This window comes from Gemmatimonas sp. UBA7669, from assembly GCF_002483225.1.
Classification (GTDB): Bacteria; Gemmatimonadota; Gemmatimonadetes; order Gemmatimonadales; family Gemmatimonadaceae; genus Gemmatimonas.
On sequence record NZ_DLHL01000015.1, the window covers coordinates 84,018 to 99,696 of the forward strand.

The following is a 15,679-nucleotide window of genomic DNA, read 5'->3' on the forward strand; positions in this document are numbered from 1 at the left end:
CGGGCCGTCGTTAGGTGGAAACCGGGCCGCCAACCGGGCCACGCCACTTTGCAGGACTCTGACATTCGGGCCTCCCGAGTGGGCCAACGTCGCCGCCAATTTGTCGGAAGGCCCCGTGGACCTGTGTGGTTGCGGGGCCGTCACTCACCGGAGACCGCGATGCTCGTCCCTGCCCCACGTGTGGGCCGCTCCCCCACCTCGGACTTCACCGTGCTGCTCAGCCTCGTGGGGGGGCTGCTGCTCTGGCTGGTGCTGGCGTCCTACAGCCTGGGACGGGCGCAGCAGAAGGCGGGGCTTCGCCTGCAGCGTGAGGTGGCCTTGTACGTGGCGGCAACGGCCGGTCCCAGCTCCGGACTGGCACCTGCGCGCGACGCGTCAGCGCTCGACGCGTCAGCGCGCGACGCGTCAGTGCGCGACGCGATGCAGCGTCTGCTCGACAGCACCGGCCTGGCGCTGGAGCCCGTGGCGGCTCGCGGCGAGACCATCAGCGCGGGCCAGCCGCTGGCGGAGTTGGCATCCGCCGGGGCGCGGCAGACCGTCGTGCGCCGGAGTGACACACCGGGCTTGCCCATGGCACCCGGCATGTCGCAGGCGCTGCAGGTGTTCGTGAGCGTAGGCTTGGCCCTCACCTGCATTCTGGGTGCGTGGGTGCTGCTGCGCCTGCAGCGTGAGCATCTGTCCACCACCCAGCGCTCCAACTTCGTGCGTGTGGTGTCGCACGAACTGCGCACCCCACTCGCGCAGATTCTGCTCTTTGCGGAAACCTTGCGTCTTGGACGCACGCGCAACGAGGCCGAGCGCGATCTCGCCATCCGCGCCATAGATCAGGAAGCACGTCGGCTCTCGCGGCTGGTGGAGAACGTGCTGCGCTTCACACGCATTGAACATGGCACACACGCGCTGAGTCTCGAGGCCGTGGAGGTGCGCAGCGTGGTGACGGACGTCGCCACGCAATTCGCGCCGCTGGTATCCGATGTGCGCATCGAAACGCACTTGCCCGCGGCCTCGGTGCGCGCGCTCGCTGATGCCGACGCGCTGCGGCAGGTGCTGCTCAACCTGCTGGACAACGCGGTCAAGTACGGGCCCACATCACAGGTGGTACGGGTGACCGTGCATGCCGCCGGCTCCCAGGTGGAGGTCTACGTGGACGATGAAGGACCGGGCGTGGCCGATGCCGACCGTGAACGCCTGTGGCACGCCTTCGAGCGGGGCCCGCAGCGCTCGGCAGACGATGGTGGCCTGCGGCGTCCCGACGCCGGCACCGGGCTTGGTCTCACCATTGTGCGCACCCTGGTGGAGGGCATGGACGGCCACGTGGCCTGCACCGCGCGGCCCGATGGGGCGCGTGGCGCACGTTTTCTGGTGACGCTGCGCAGCGCCGAGTCCCTGCGCGTGGCGAGCGCCGCCTGATGCATGTCAAGACATGTGCACCAACGATGATATGAGCCCAGCCCCCCCGATTCTGCTGGTGGAAGACAACGCCCTCTTGGCCGCCGGCGTGCGCAGCAACCTCGAATTCGAAGGCTACGAGGTGCTCGCGTGCGACACGGGGCGTGAGGGGCTGCGTCTGGCCTACGAGGCCTGTCCGGCGCTGATCATCCTCGATGTGCTGCTGCCCGACACCGACGGGTTCCGGGTGCTGCGGGAGTTGCGCGATCATGGCATCAGCACGCCCGTTCTGATGCTCACGGCCCTCGGTGAAGAGGCCGACAAGGTGCGCGGGTTTCGCTTTGGCGCCGATGACTATGTCACCAAACCGTTCGGGCTGATGGAGCTGATGGCCCGTGTGGCGGCCCTGCTGCGCCGGGCGCAGGGTACTCCCGCGCCAGCCACAATCCCGGACACGGCGGCAGCCGCTGAGCTGAGTGCTGCGGTGCATATTGGCCCGATTGCGGTCGATGTCGCCACGCGCACGGTGACGCGTGACGGAACCGTGGTGCCGTTGCGTCCACGCGAATTTGACTTGCTGCTGGCCCTGCTCCGCCGCGACGGACGCCTTGTGTCCCGCGACACGCTGTTGCGTGAAGTGTGGGGGTACGGCGACCAGGTGCAGAGTCGCACGGTGGACACCCACATGGCCGAACTGCGGCGCAAGCTGGAAGACGATCCGGCTGCGCCGCAGTGGCTCCTCACGGTGCGAAAGGCCGGTTACCGGCTGGCGGTGGACGACACGGCCGATGCGCGTCGCACGCCGGCTGCGCGTGAGCGGCCGTAGGCGAAATACACCACGAAGCCCAGTGCCAGCCAGGCAATGAGTCGCAGCCAGGTGTCGAGCGGCAGGCTCACCATCTGCAACAGACAGGCAAAGGCGGCGCCCAGTGGCACCCAGGGCACGAAGGGCGTGCGGAAGGGGCGCGGGGCATTGGGCTCGGTGCGCCGCAGCACGATCACGCCGATGGACACCAGCACGAAGGCCAGCAAGGTCCCGATGCTGGTGAGCTCGCCCAGCGTGCTGATGGGTGTAAAGCCCGCCACCGCTGCAATGACCACGGCCACCAAGGCCGTGGAGCGATGCGGCGTGCGGAATCGCGGATGCACCTGCGAAAAGAGTCCGGGCAGCAGACCATCCCGGCTCATGCTGAAAAACACGCGCGTCTGCCCCAGCATGGTCACGATCATCGTGCTGAAGAGGCCGAACAGGGCGCTGACCTTGATGAAGGGGCTGAGCCAGCGCACGCCGGTGGCATCGATACCCACAGCCAGCGGGTCGGGCACATTGAGCTGCGCATAGGGCACAATGCCGGTGAGCACGATGGCCACGCCCACATAAATCACGGTGCAGATGGCGAGACTGCCCAGCATGCCGCGTGGCATGTCGCGCTGCGGGTTGCGCGCCTCCTGCGCCGCGGTCGACACGGAGTCGAAGCCCACGTAGGCAAAGAACATGATGCCCGCGCCGCGCAGCACACCGCTCCAACCAAAGGCGCCAAACGTGCCCTCATTGGCCGGCAGGAAAGGCGTGAGATTTTCGGCGCGCACGTACTGCGCCCCCACGCCGATGAACACCAGTAGCACACAGCACTTGAGCACCACCAGCACCGTGTTCACACCGGCCGACTGCTTGATGCCACGAATGAGCAAGGCCGCCACCACAAACACGATCAAGGCGGCTGGCAAGTTGAACAGGCCGGTGGCCGTGGCGCCATCGGGCGCGCGCAGCGCCGTGCCGGGCGCGCCGGTCAGTGCCAAGGGTATATGCAACCCCAGATCGCGCAGAAAACTCACGAGATAGCCCGACCAGCCCACGGCAATGGTGGCCGTGGCCAGTGCGTACTCGAGCACCAGGTCCCAGCCGATGATCCACGCGAACACTTCGCCCACGGTAGCATAGGCATAGGTGTAGGCGCTGCCCGCCACAGGCACGAGCGCCGCAAACTCGGCATAACACAAGCCCGCCAGCGCACAGGCCACCGCCGAGAGCAGCATGCTGATGACGAGGGCCGGACCGGCGTGCTGCGAGGCCGCCACCCCGGTGAAGACGAAGATGCCGGTGCCGATGACCGAGCCAATGCCGAGGGCCGTGAGCTCTCGCACGCCGAGTGAACGGGCGAGCAGGCCGCGTTCCGCCTCCGCCTGCAGGGCGGCAAGTGGCTTGCGGACGAACAGCGAACTGGTGGGTGGTGCAGACCGTGCCATGCGGGCTCCATGAGTGAGAGGAGTGACATCCGCATGGTGGGCTGTCGGTCTGCTTCAGCGCATCGGCTGCTGTGTCAGCGTTGTGCCAGAGATCGGTGAGCGCGACGCGTCGGCAAACGATGGAATGGCGAAGCGCTTGCGATACGTACCTGGCGAAAGGCCCGTGACCCGTTTGAACAATCGTCGGAAGAAGGCGGGGTCCTCGTATCCCACCTGCCAGCCCACCTGCTCCACCGGTACATCGGTGCGCTCGAGTCGTCGCTTGGCCTGCTCCACACGCAGCGATTGCACGTACACAATGGGGGCCACGCCAGTGGCCACGGTGAAGCGGCGTTTGAAGGTGCGCGGCGCGAGGCGCGACTGCCGAATCATTTCTTCGACGGGGTTCGCAACCTGGTAGTGCGCATCGAGCCAGGTTTGCGCCTGCACGATCTCGGCGTCCCCGTGATCCCGCCGACCTTCGAAGACCATGTAGGGCGTGAGACCATCCTGATGCCACTGCAGCGCAAAGGACCGCGCCACTTCCTGCGCCGCCACCGCACCGGCGAAGCGCGCGATGAGGTACAGCACGAGGTCGTGCCACGCCATGGACGCACCGGAGCTCACCAGATCATCACGGCCGCCTGACACAACGAGCACCCGTTCCGGATGCACCTGCACCTGCGGGTGCGCGCGACGGAAAGCCTCGGCGTACCCGAAGTGCACCGTGGCATGCTGTGCATCGAACAGGCCGGTTTCCCCGAGGAGAAAGATTCCGGAGCAGGCCGAGCAGAGAATTGCCCCCTGCGCGTGCATGGCGCGCAACCATGCCACGAGTGCGGGATAGCGGCCGATCTGCCAACCTTCGGGCCCGAGCAGAATGGATGGCACGATGACGATGTCGGTGCTGCGCACCTCGTCGACGGCACGCTGCACCATGGTCGGCACCCCACTGGCCAGCATGAGGGGGCCGCGCGCTGCGCCCACGATGTCCACCTGGAACGGCGGCGGTGCGGGCGCCGCCCCTGGCGCCGGCGTCATGAACGCAAAGGCATTCATGACGTCGAAGACGCCGCTGAGCGTGGACAGCACGGCGTCCGGGATGGCCAGCAGGCTCACATGGCGAGTGCTGGTGCCGGGGATGGTGGCACGAATGGACCGGTTCCGGGTCATGTTGCCCCTGAAGGCCGTGCCACCGGCGGGCGATCGTGCACGAGCAGTACCGCACGTCGCACAACACGTCGTGCCCCACATCGTCCCGTACATCGTCCCGCACACACCAGGTGATTCATGCACGCTCCGGTCTTCGATCCCAACACACTCGACGCGCTCATCGGTCGCGCCGTCAGCGACCTGTCTGCCGCCCATGGCGGCGTCATGGTGAGCATAGGCTTCAAGCTCGGACTCTACAAGGTCATGGCGGGCGCCGGTCCCCTGACCTCCGCCGAGGTGGCCACGCGCGCCGGCTGCGCCGAACGCTATGTGCGCGAATGGCTGAACTCGCAGGTGGCAGGCGGCTACGTGAACTACCATGCCATCAGCGGCACGTACGAAATGTCGCCGGAACAGGCACTCGTCATGGCCGACCCGGACAGTCCGGCGTACATGACGCCTGCCTGGCAGGTGACGGCCAGCATGTGGCGTGATGAGGCCAAGACGCTGCAGGCCTTTCGCACCGGAGCCGGTGTCTCGTGGGGCGACCATGATGACGCGCTGTACTGCGGTGTGGCCTCGTTCTATCGCAACGCGTACCGGGCCAACCTGATTCCCGTGTGGTTGCCGGCTCTGGATGGCGTGGTCGGACAGCTCGAGCGCGGGATACGCGTGGCCGACGTCGGTTGCGGCTACGGCCACAGCACGCTGCTGATGGCGCAGGCCTTTCCGAACTCGCGCTTTCATGGCATCGACGGGCACGCGCCCTCGGTGGCCGAAGCGACACGTCTCGCCGATGAAGCGGGGCTCGCCGATCGGGTCACCTTCAGCGTGGGAGCGGCCTCGAGTTTTGCGGGAGCGGACTACGGCCTGGTGTGCTTCTTCGACGCGCTGCACGACATGGGCGACCCACTCGCGGCCGTCCGTCACGCCCACTCCGTGCTGGCCCCCGACGGCACGGTGATGCTGGTGGAACCGTTCGCGAACGATCGCACAGAGGACAACATTTCGCCGGTTGCCCGTCTGTACTACTCGGCGTCGGTGTCCCTCTGCTGCGCACACGCCATCAGCGATGGCGGCGCGCTGGTGCTCGGCGCACAGGCGGGAGAAGCACGCCTGGCCGATGTGTTCCGGAAGGCGGGCTTCACGCACTTCCGTCGGGCGCACGCGTCCCCGTTCAATCTGGTGCTCGAGGCGCGGAAGTAGTTGCTGGCGGCCGGGCCAGTTCCTAGCATTGGCAGATGCGCCCCATGCTGTGGTCCCTTGGGCACTTGTGAACTGGTCCGGTCCATGCAATTCCCTGTCAGCGTTCTGTCTGCTGCGCTCGTCTCTCTGGGTGTGTCGTCTACAACGTCTGCACAGCCCAAAGCGACGTTTGTCGATGACTCATTGCTCTCGTATAACGTGAAGCCATCGACGCAACTGCGAAGAACGGAGACCGGGGGGTTTGTGGTCGGCCCACTCACGGGTAAACACGTTGTCGCGCAGATCTCGCCGGATCTGCGGCAGGTTCGCAGTCTGGCCAGGCAAGGTGCGGGCCCAGCGGAACAGACGGGATGGCTGGTGGTCGCTGCGGCGCCCGGCGGACGAACGATCGTGGTGGCGAACCAACTCGATCGCAGCACCGTGCTCGGACCTGGCGGGAAAGTGGAGATGACGGCACGAGCCATCATGGTGCCCGACGGCGTGGCGATGTGTCGTGGACGACTGCTGCTGAGCGGCTTGCATCGTGGTGATGGCACCAACGGCACCAGCGAAGGCGTCTTCGAGGTGGACACGGCCAGGCGTGTCCGCCAGCTGTACTCCACCAGACGCGGCTTGGCCCTGCGAGCTTTCTTTGGGAGTACCGATATGCTGGCCGCTCGAGGCGACCGGCTGATTGCTGGCGTTCCGAACCGAGCTGAGCTCGTGGTGTCAGACAGCGGTTGCGGCAGGTTTCGCACGATCCCAGTGCGCCTTCCGTGGTTTGTGCCGTGGGACAAGGCCGACCCGATGCCAGCGTTCACCAAGCCCATGCAGCCACGCGTGACCGGCGTGCGCTTGGTGTCCGACACCCGGGCGGCCATGCTCGTGCTCCGTGCGTACGGGAAAGCGAAGTTCGAGACGTTCCCGGGCAGGTCGGCCGTACCCATTCCGCGAGGCAACGGGCCATGGTCGGAAACGGTGCTCGTGCTGGTGGACCTGACCACCGGCGATGTCATCAGCGAGCAGACCCTGTCGCAGGTCAACTGGCGCTTCGCGAGTGATGCAGAGCTCGTTGCGCATACGCTCGACGGTGGCGATCGGTCCGGCTTCATATTGCGGCCGATCGAACCAACCACGAAGCGTTGAGTCGAAATCCGAGAGGCCCACGCCATGCCGGCTTGGGCCTCCTTTGCATTTCCTGCGCTAACGCGTTGCGGTCAGAAGAAGTCCTGCAACCAGGTCTTCACACGTGACGCCAGCTTGTCCACACTCGCGCCGGGCCGCCCGCCCTTGCGGGCCACCACACCGCCGAGTGCCTCGCGGTGTGCACCGTATAGCGCGAGGCCAACGGCCGTGGCGAACTGCGGCTGCGTGACGTTTTCCACCAGACCATCGAGCTTGGCACCGGGCACGCCGATGCGCACACCGAGACCGAACACATCGGCCGCGAGTTCGCGAATGCCTTCGAGTGACGCGCCACCGCCGGTGAGGACGACGCCCCCGTTCAGGCGGCCCGTGAAACCCGCCTGATGCACCTCGCGCTGGGCCTTCTCGAAGATCTCGTCCATGCGCTGGTGAATGATGTGCGTCATGAGCTCGCGCGAAATGTGCCGCTCACCGTGTGCGCCTGACGCGGGCATGGCAATGACCTGCTGCGGATCGATTAGCGGCTCATACGCGCAGCCATACGCATCCTTGATCTGCTCGGCGTCATGCTGCGTGATGCCCAGGCCCTGCACGAGATCGCTGGTGACGGTCTGCCCACCAAAGGGGATGGTGCCGAGATGCCGGATCTTGCCTTCATGGAACACGGCGAGATCGGTGGTGCCGGCGCCCAGCTCCACGAGCACAACACCGAGCTCCTTTTCTTCCTCGGTGAGCACGGCCAGCGCGCTGGCCAGCGGCTCGAGCACCAGCTCACGCGTGCGATAGCCCGCGCGCTCGATGGCCTTGCGCAGGTTCATGGCCGGCGAGCTGCCAATGGTGACGAGATACATCTCCGTCTCGAGGCGGGTGCCGATCATGCCCACGGGATCGCGGATGCCATCGACCTTGTCCACGCGATACTCCTGCGGAATGGCGTGCAGCAGCTCGCGATCCTGGGGAATGGCCATGGCGCGCGCGACTTCGTTGACACGCTCCACGTCGGGCCGCGTGATCTCGTGACCACTGATGGCCACCACACCCGACGAGGTCATGGCCCGCACATGCTCGCCGGCAATGCCTACAAACAGTCCGTCGGCGGCGACACCGGCCAGATGCGTGGCTTCTTCAACCGCCGCGCGAATGGAGCGTGTCGCCTCCTCGATGTCCGACACCATGCCGCGCCTGAGGCCCATGGTGCGCGTGTGCCCCACACCCAGCACCTTGAGGCGCGGGGCACGCGGCACATCGCCGTGAACCGCCGCCACGAGGGCGGTGGTGTAGGCGGTGCCGATGTCGAGGGCGGCGACGATGGGTTCGGATGTCATGGCTGTCTGGCAATCACCTGGTCACGGAAACGCAGATCGAGCTCCACCACACGCAACCGGTTGCGTGCGAGATCTGCTTCCACGGGTAATATGTCCCGGACACGTGCCACGGTCACGTTGCGCGGAGTCCGGACTGTCACTGAATCGAGCTGCAGACGGAATTCGGTCGTTCCGACCGCCGCGGCACGGGCCACACGCCGGTAAATGGACGGCGCCGATGCCCTCAGCCCTCCCAAAAGATGCAGCAGGGCGCTATCGGGGGCCGAGGCAATCGGCACATCCATCGGGGTGCGCACGGGATCGATGGGCAGCAGGTGCCCGCGCGCGTCCGCCGGTGTGAGGGGCTGGCCCTTCCGCTCTACCAGAGCCACCGGCTCCCGCTCGGTCAGGCGAACGTGCAGGGTGCCCGGCAAGCGGCGCTCCACCAGCGCCGTGAGTACCAGCGGATGTCCTTCCAGACGCAGCGCGAGTGGCGCCAGCGGCTGCCACACGGATTGCAGCGTGTCCACATCGAGCAACGCCAGCAGCTCGCCCGTGCGCGCGTAGCGCACGCCCTCCATCTCGACGCGCCGCACGTGGAAGAAGTCGAGCTGTGACAGCGCGCGCGGGCCCCACCACGGACTGCCCACGACCGCGGCCAGCCCCGACAGCAGCGCGACCCCTTGCACCCAGCGCAACCATCGCGGCCGCGAGCTTACCGCTGGGTCCGCACCGCTAGTGGCGGCACCGCCTGTCGCAGTGGACTGTGTGTTGCTACGAGCCACGAACGCGCTGCCTCAGGACGGCTGCGGGGTCGAACCACAAAGACGGGCCAGCAACTCCGGTCCGCTGCGCGTGATGTCCCCCGCACCCATGGTGAGCACCACGTCGCCCTCGCGCACAAAGTCGGTGAGCGCCGCGGCCACGTCGGCGCGCGGGCCGCTCCAACGCAGCATGTCGCCCGTCACCCGCTGCGCAATGAGCGCGGAACTCACGCCCGGCTCCGGCGTTTCTCGCGCGCCATAGATGTCGCAGAGGAACAATGCGTCGGCCGCCGAAAGTGCCTCGGCGAACTCGCGCTGCAGATCGCGCGTGCGCGAGTAGAGATGCGGTTGAAACGCGAGCACGAGGCGACGACCCGGGAAGCTGTGCCGCGCGGCGGCGAGGGTGGCCGCCACCTCGGTGGGGTGATGCGCATAGTCGTCTACCACCTCCACACCGGCCGCACTGCCCAGTCGCTGGAAGCGACGCTCCACCCCGCGAAATGCCGCAAGGCCCGGTGCCATGTCACGCACGCGCGCACCAAGCGCGAGCCCCGCGCCCAGCGCCGCCAGCGCATTGCGGACGTTGTGCACACCAGGTACGGCCAGTTGCACCTCGCCCACCGCCTCGTCGTCAAAGCGCACCGTAAAGCGCGAGCCCGCGGCATCGAGCACCAGATCGTGGGCCACGAGCCTGGCATCGCGGGCGTGCGGCGACGGATCCGTGCCCGGCACCGTGGCGCTGTAGGCAATGACTTCGCGACTGCTGGCCACACGCAGTTGCATGGCCCCCTCGTCGTCGGCGCAGCGCACCACGACGCGCGCCGGTGAGCAATACTGCTCGAAGGTGCGGGAGATGTCGTCGAGATCGCGGTAGATGTCGAGATGATCAGCCTCGACATTGAGCACCACCGCGACGTCCACCGCCAACGCGAGGAATGAGCGGTCGTACTCGTCGGCTTCCACCACATAGGTTGGGCCACCGAGATGCAGGTTGCCCTGCCAGCGCTCGACGCGGCCACCGACGACACCGGTGGGGGCCAGACCCGCTGCGGCCAGTGCCTCGGTGGTCATGACGGTCGTGGTGGTCTTGCCATGTGTGCCGGCAATGCCCACCAGCGTGCCGCCGCTCACCGCGGCGGCCAGCGCCTCGGCGCGCCGCACCAACGGCCGACCGGCGTCGCGGGCGGCCTGCATTTCGGCGTGCGCCGAAGGTATGGCCGACGAGTACACCACCGCGCGCGCCGCCGCCACGCGCGACGCGTCATGTGCCGTGACCGCAATGCCAAGCCGCTGCAGATCCGGCGCGCCATCGGGATTGGCGTCCGTGCCCTGCACACGCACACCACGACGGGCGAGCAGTTCGGCCAGCGCGCTCATGCCGGCGCCCGCAATGCCGATGAAGTGCACCGGGCGCTGGTCCTCTGCATCGAGCAGCAGGGCCGTGTGCGAAGCCTGGGGTTCGGAGTGTGGCGAAGAGGACGAGGTCACAGCGAAATCACAGCCTGAAAGCGAGGGGAAGTTGAACGCGAGGATCAGCCGGCCAGCTGCAGCAGGCGACGGAGTGTACGGGCAATATCGCGCGCCGCGGTAGGCCGCGCCCGCGCCTGTGCGGATTCACGCATGCGCGCGAGAAGCGTGGTGTCCTGCTGCCACAACGCGATCTGCGCGGACAGCGCGTCGACGCTCAAGTCGGATTGCCGCAGCATCACACCGGCACCCGCCGCTGCAGTCGCCCTCGCGTTGAACGTTTGGTGATCCTGCGCGGCCGTTGGCAGCGGCACCAGCAGCATTGGCAGTCCCCAGGCGCAGAGTTCTGCAATAGACATGGCGCCCGCGCGCCCCAAGGCCACATCGGCGGCCGCATAGGCCTGTGCAATGGGCGCCAGATACGGACGCACCTTCACCGCCTCCGACTCGCGATGCAGATACGCCGCCGCCTGCGCTCGACCAGTGGACCAGATGAGCGCAACGCCGCGCGGCAGACCGCGCGCGATCCATTGATCGACGACTTCGTTGATGGCCCGTGCGCCCTGACTGCCGCCCATGACGAGCACGACAAACGCCTCGTCCGGCAGTCCCCATTCGGCACGCGCCGCAGCACGCGCGAGCGCACGCGCCTCATGGTTGGCGGGCGGTTCGTCGATGGGGCAGCCCAGTGGATAGACGGCACCCGGCGCCGCGGCCGTGAGCTGCGCTGACGCCTCGGGAAAGCCGAGAAACACACCCTGAGCGCCTCGCGCAAACACCCGCGTGGTGAGGCCGGGATGACTGTCCGGCTCGTGCAGAAAGGTGGGAATGCCCCGCGCGCGGGCCCAGGCCAGCGCCACACCCGCAGCATATCCACCGGTTCCCACCACGGCCGCCGGCCGATCGTTGCGCGTGAGCTGCGTAAGGGCGCGCCAGGCCTGCACGCCACCCAGCACCGTGCGCCAGTTGTTCCACGGCTGCTTGCGATAAAGCGGATGCAGCGGCAGCAGCTGATGCGGGAACTCCGTGGTGGGCAGCACGTCGCGCTCGATGCCGCGCTGTGCGCCAATGAAGAACGGGCGCACACCAGGCGCCTCACGCACGAGCGCGCGGGCAATGGCCAGACCGGGATAGAGATGCCCGCCCGTTCCACCACCCGCGAACAGCACCAGTGGACCCGCCGCGCTCACGCGCCACCGGGAGTGAGGGGGTCCGTGGCCGTCACCCCGTATACGCGCTCACGTTGGCTGCCGATGTTGACCAGAATGCCCGTCATGGCCAGGGTGAGCAGCAGATTGGAACGCCCGTACGACACGAACGGCAAGGTGAGACCGGTGTTGGGCAACAGCCGAATCACCACCCCCAGATGCACGAAGGCCGTGAACACCGTGGTGAAGGTGAGGCCAATGGCCACCAGCGCAAGAAACGGACTCCGCGCCTGCCGTGCGATGCGAAAGCCCAGCCAGCCATAAAGTGCAAAGGCCACGGTGACGCCGGCGAGTCCCACAAAGCCCAGCTCCTCACCCACGATGGAGCCGATGAAGTCGTTGAAGGCCAGCGGCAGCCACCCGCGTTGCTGATTGCCCTGACTGAAGCCCACACCCAGCAGGCCGCCCGATCCCACCGCCACAAGCGACTGATACTGCTGGTCGCGCGGATTGTCGGGCGGTGCCTCGGTGCTCTGCCCCACCGCGAGGTAGGTCTGCACACGATTGCGGATGTAGGGATTTCGTGCGGCCTCCACGCCAATGAGCATGAGACCCACCACACCAAACAGCATGAAGTGTGCGAGACGCGCGCCACCGACAAACAGCAGCACGGCCATGAGCACGCAGTACGTGATGGCCACACTGATGTCGGGTTCGAGCAAGGCAAGCACCACCAGTGCACCGATGACCACGACAAAGGGCATGATGCCCTTGCCCAGTTCGCGCACGCGCTCGCCTTTCTTCACGAGCAGCATGGGTGTCCAGATGAGCACCGCAAACTTGGCAAACTCCGAGGGTTGCAGTGAGCCACCCAACAGGTAACGACGCGAGCCACCGATGTTGCCGCGATTCATGCCCGGCAGAAACACCGCGGCCATGAGGATCAGCGACACAATCATGATGGGCCAGGCCAGCGCCTTGAATCGCTCGGCATCGACCTTGGCCAGTACCACAAAGGCAATCGCGCCGAGCGCCACGCCCACGGCCTGCCGCAGGACGTAGTAGTGTCCGGCGCGGTTCTCCGAAACCGCCTGCAGCGCCGACGCGCTGTAGAGCACCGCCAAGCCCACCGCCACCAGCGCCGCCGTCACCAGTACGAGCGCGCGCGCTTCGAGGGACATGCGCCAGCGCTCGCGTGTGCCCGCGAGGTTCTGGCCGCGGGTGTGTGTTGCAGGACCGGATGAAGCCACCGGCGCCGGCATGCTGGCCGTGAAATCGGTCATGCCATCTCCTGCGCCAACTCCGCAAAGCGACGTCCACGTTCCTCGTAGTTGCGGAACATGTCGAAGCTCGAGCACGCTGGTGAAAGCAGGATCACGTCACCGGGCTGGGCCAACGCGCGCGCCTGCGCCACCACCTCGTGGAAGCTGGCATCGCGCAGATCGGCGAAGGTCACCGCTGGCGCCTGTTCGCGCAGCGCATGCTCGAGGTCGGCGGCAATGATTGGCGCCGCCTCACCGTAGGCCAGCACCGCGCGCGCATGCTGCGCCAGCGCCGGCAGCAACGCGGTGTAGGGTTCGCCCTTGTGTCGCCCTCCCAGCAGCAGCACCGTGGGACGCGTCATGCCCTGGATCGCCACAAGGGCCGAGGCCACATTGGTGGCCTTGGAGTCGTTGAGCCAACGCACACCATGCGCCTCGCCGACCGGCTCCAACCGATGCGACAACGGCCTGAAGGCCATGAGGGCGGCGGCCAGTTGCTGACGCGCCTGCGGCGTCTGATGCGCGGGGCTGGCCAGCATGACCGCGAGCAGCGCCGCCAATGCATTGGCCACGTTGTGATCGCCGTCGAGCGCGAGTGACTGGCGCGACATGAGAGGAGCGCCCAGCACCTGCAACTGATCGGTTTCGCGATCATACCAGGCCTCCACGTCGCGGCGCCGTACCGAAAAGCGCGCCCACTGCCCGGGAATGCCCTCCACCATCGCGTCCACGTCCGCGTTGTCGGCGGTGGTGACCCAGCGCGAGGCCGACGTGGCATTGGCAAAGAGCCGCTTCTTGTCGGCGTAGTAGTCGGCCACGCTCGCGTAGCGGTCGAGATGATCAGGGCTGAGCGTGGTGAGCACGCCGACATTGGGCTGCACACCCGGGGTGTCGGCCAGCTGAAACGAGGACAGTTCGAGCGCCGCCCACCTGGGTGCCGGCTCCTGGAGCGGCAAGTCGGAGACCGGCGTGCCGATGTTGCCCACGTCGACGGCGTCATGGCCCAACGCCCGCAGCAGCGCGCCAATCATGGCCGTGGTGGTGGTCTTGCCGTTGGTGCCCGTGACGGCGATGTACTGCAGCGCCGGCGAGAGACGGAGCGCGATCTCCACCTCACTCACAATGGGCACACCCGCCGCCCGCGCCGCTTCGAGCGGCGGGGCTGACGGCGGCACGCCGGGACTCACCACCACGCAGGACGCGCGGGCTATGCGCGCGAGATCATGCGTCCCCACGTCGACCGCGGCCCCTTCCCGGCCCAGGCGGCCGGCGGCTTCCTGCGTGGCAGACGTGATGCTCTTGTCCGACGCATACACCGCGACCTGCGCGCGTCGCAGCAAGCGCGCCACCGCCTCCCCACTTCGTCCAAGGCCGATGACGGCGAACTCGCCCTCACGCATCACCAACAGACGCGCGACGTGTGAGGCGAGGGCCGCCGCAGTCCAATTCGCTGGCGCGTTGGGGGATGGAGTCATGACCACTCAGCGCAGCTTGAGGGTGCTCAGCGCCAGTATGGCGCAGAGAATACCAAGGATCCAGAACCGCACCACCACCTGCGTTTCCGGCCAACCCAGCAGCTCGAAGTGATGATGCAGGGGCGCGCGTCGGAAGACACGATTGGCCTTCGCATACTCTTCGCCGTAGCGACGTTTGCGGTACTTGAATACCGAGCGCTGCAGAATGACCGACACCGTTTCCGCGAAGAACACCGCGCCCACGAACAGCAGCAGGAACTCGCTCTTGAGCAGCAGGGCAATGGCGCCCACGGCGCCGCCGAGCGCCAGCGACCCGGTGTCACCCATGAAGACCTGCGCCGGATGCGCGTTGAACCACAGGAACCCGATGCAGGCGCCGACCACCGCCGCGCAGAACACGGTGAGCTCACCGGAGCCCAGCAGGTAGAACACCTGCAGATAGGCACTCGTGTCCTTGCGGCCCAGCACGTACGCAAAGAGGCCCAGCGTGGTCACGGCGATGGCCACCAAACCCGACGACAGCCCGTCGAGCCCGTCGGTGAGGTTCACGGCGTTGCTGACACCCGTGAGAATGAACGTGACCCAGGGGATGTAGAGCCAGGCCAGCGAGGCGGTGACCGGCACCAGCAGCACGTACTTGAAGAACGGGAGCGTGGTGCTGGCCCCGGGCAGCGTGGAAATGGGAAAGAGCAGCAGGTAGGTACCGAGTCCGAGGCCGCAGATCACCTGACCGGCCAGCTTGTAGCGCTCGACGAGTCCACGATTCTTTTCGCCGCGCCGCTTCTGCTGCAGCTTGAGGTAGTCATCGAGGAACCCGATGCCACCCATCCAGGCCGTGACGAACATGGCCAGCATCACATACCGATTGGACAGCCTTGCCCACAGCAGCACCGGAATGAAGGTGGCCGCAAGAATGATGAGCCCCCCCATCGTGGGCGTGGTACCCTTGCCCGCATGGGTGTCCGGCGTGCCTTCGCGCACCACCTGATGCACAGCCATGGCGCGCAACCGGCGAATGATGGCCGGCCCGAGCACAAAGCTCACCAGCAACGCCGTGACGAAGGCGGCACCGGCACGAAAGGTGATGTAGTTGAGCAGGCGGAGTTCACTGAACTCACGCGCCCAAGGCAGCAGAAGGGCGTAAAGCACGGCGTGGGACGA

General features: G+C 67.0%; 13 protein-coding genes. 4 read left to right on the top strand and 9 right to left on the bottom strand.

Annotation, left to right across the window (positions count from 1 at the left end; all coding sequences use genetic code 11):
- Nucleotides 1-159 precede the first annotated feature (159 nt).
- Both B2747_RS05265 and B2747_RS05270 read left to right on the top strand, forming a co-directional pair.
- Complete coding sequence (locus B2747_RS05265; RefSeq protein WP_291157519.1) at nucleotides 160-1,410, top strand: ATP-binding protein; 1,251 nt, start codon at nucleotides 160-162, stop codon at nucleotides 1,408-1,410.
- Between the two features lie 31 nt (nucleotides 1,411-1,441).
- The gene (locus tag B2747_RS05270; RefSeq protein WP_291157521.1) at nucleotides 1,442-2,215 is read left to right on the top strand and encodes a response regulator transcription factor; all 774 of its coding nucleotides are present in this window, start codon (nucleotides 1,442-1,444) and stop codon (nucleotides 2,213-2,215) included.
- Here the strand turns inward: B2747_RS05270 and B2747_RS05275 are convergent.
- Nucleotides 2,149-3,636 (bottom strand): amino acid permease, encoded by a 1,488-nt coding sequence (locus B2747_RS05275; RefSeq protein WP_291157523.1) that lies wholly within the window; start codon nucleotides 3,634-3,636, stop codon nucleotides 2,149-2,151. The two genes, B2747_RS05270 and B2747_RS05275, sit on opposite strands and share 67 nt — an antisense overlap.
- A 54-nt stretch (nucleotides 3,637-3,690) precedes the next feature.
- On the bottom strand, nucleotides 3,691-4,788 hold the full coding sequence (locus B2747_RS05280; RefSeq protein WP_291157525.1) for a GlxA family transcriptional regulator: 1,098 nt from the start codon (nucleotides 4,786-4,788) through the stop codon (nucleotides 3,691-3,693).
- Between the two features lie 117 nt (nucleotides 4,789-4,905).
- Here B2747_RS05280 and B2747_RS05285 point away from each other — a divergent pair, with 117 nt between their 5' ends.
- Both B2747_RS05285 and B2747_RS05290 read left to right on the top strand, forming a co-directional pair.
- A complete protein-coding gene (locus B2747_RS05285; RefSeq protein WP_291157526.1) occupies nucleotides 4,906-5,973 on the top strand; it encodes a class I SAM-dependent methyltransferase in 1,068 nt (355 codons plus the stop codon).
- Nucleotides 5,974-6,330: 357 nt separating this feature from the next.
- Nucleotides 6,331-7,098, top strand: a complete 768-nt coding sequence (locus B2747_RS05290) for a hypothetical protein (protein WP_291157528.1) — start codon at nucleotides 6,331-6,333, stop codon at nucleotides 7,096-7,098.
- A 71-nt stretch (nucleotides 7,099-7,169) separates the two neighbouring features.
- Here B2747_RS05290 and ftsA read toward each other — a convergent pair whose 3' ends face one another.
- From ftsA to mraY, 7 genes are all read right to left on the bottom strand, one after another.
- A complete protein-coding gene (gene ftsA / locus B2747_RS05295; protein ID WP_291157529.1) occupies nucleotides 7,170-8,423 on the bottom strand; it encodes a cell division protein FtsA in 1,254 nt (417 codons plus the stop codon).
- Nucleotides 8,420-9,091, bottom strand: a complete 672-nt coding sequence (locus tag B2747_RS05300) for a cell division protein FtsQ/DivIB (protein ID WP_291157531.1) — start codon at nucleotides 9,089-9,091, stop codon at nucleotides 8,420-8,422. Before B2747_RS05300 ends, ftsA begins: the two co-directional genes overlap by 4 nt.
- A gap of 108 nt (nucleotides 9,092-9,199) precedes the next feature.
- A complete protein-coding gene (gene murC / locus B2747_RS05305) occupies nucleotides 9,200-10,654 on the bottom strand; it encodes a UDP-N-acetylmuramate--L-alanine ligase (RefSeq protein ID WP_291157533.1) in 1,455 nt (484 codons plus the stop codon).
- Between the two features lie 44 nt (nucleotides 10,655-10,698).
- Nucleotides 10,699-11,823 carry a UDP-N-acetylglucosamine--N-acetylmuramyl-(pentapeptide) pyrophosphoryl-undecaprenol N-acetylglucosamine transferase gene (locus B2747_RS05310; protein WP_291157535.1) on the bottom strand — a complete coding sequence of 375 codons (1,125 nt, stop codon included), beginning with the start codon at nucleotides 11,821-11,823 and terminating at the stop codon, nucleotides 10,699-10,701.
- A complete protein-coding gene (locus B2747_RS05315; protein WP_291157537.1) occupies nucleotides 11,820-13,064 on the bottom strand; it encodes an FtsW/RodA/SpoVE family cell cycle protein in 1,245 nt (414 codons plus the stop codon). Before B2747_RS05315 ends, B2747_RS05310 begins: the two co-directional genes overlap by 4 nt.
- Nucleotides 13,061-14,518: a UDP-N-acetylmuramoyl-L-alanine--D-glutamate ligase gene (gene murD / locus B2747_RS05320; protein ID WP_291157539.1), complete on the bottom strand. Its 1,458-nt coding sequence runs from the start codon at nucleotides 14,516-14,518 to the stop codon at nucleotides 13,061-13,063. The genes B2747_RS05315 and murD overlap by 4 nt, the downstream gene beginning before the upstream one ends.
- A 6-nt stretch (nucleotides 14,519-14,524) precedes the next feature.
- Complete coding sequence (mraY, locus tag B2747_RS05325) at nucleotides 14,525-15,667, bottom strand: phospho-N-acetylmuramoyl-pentapeptide-transferase (protein WP_291157541.1); 1,143 nt, start codon at nucleotides 15,665-15,667, stop codon at nucleotides 14,525-14,527.
- Nucleotides 15,668-15,679: the final 12 nt, after the last annotated feature.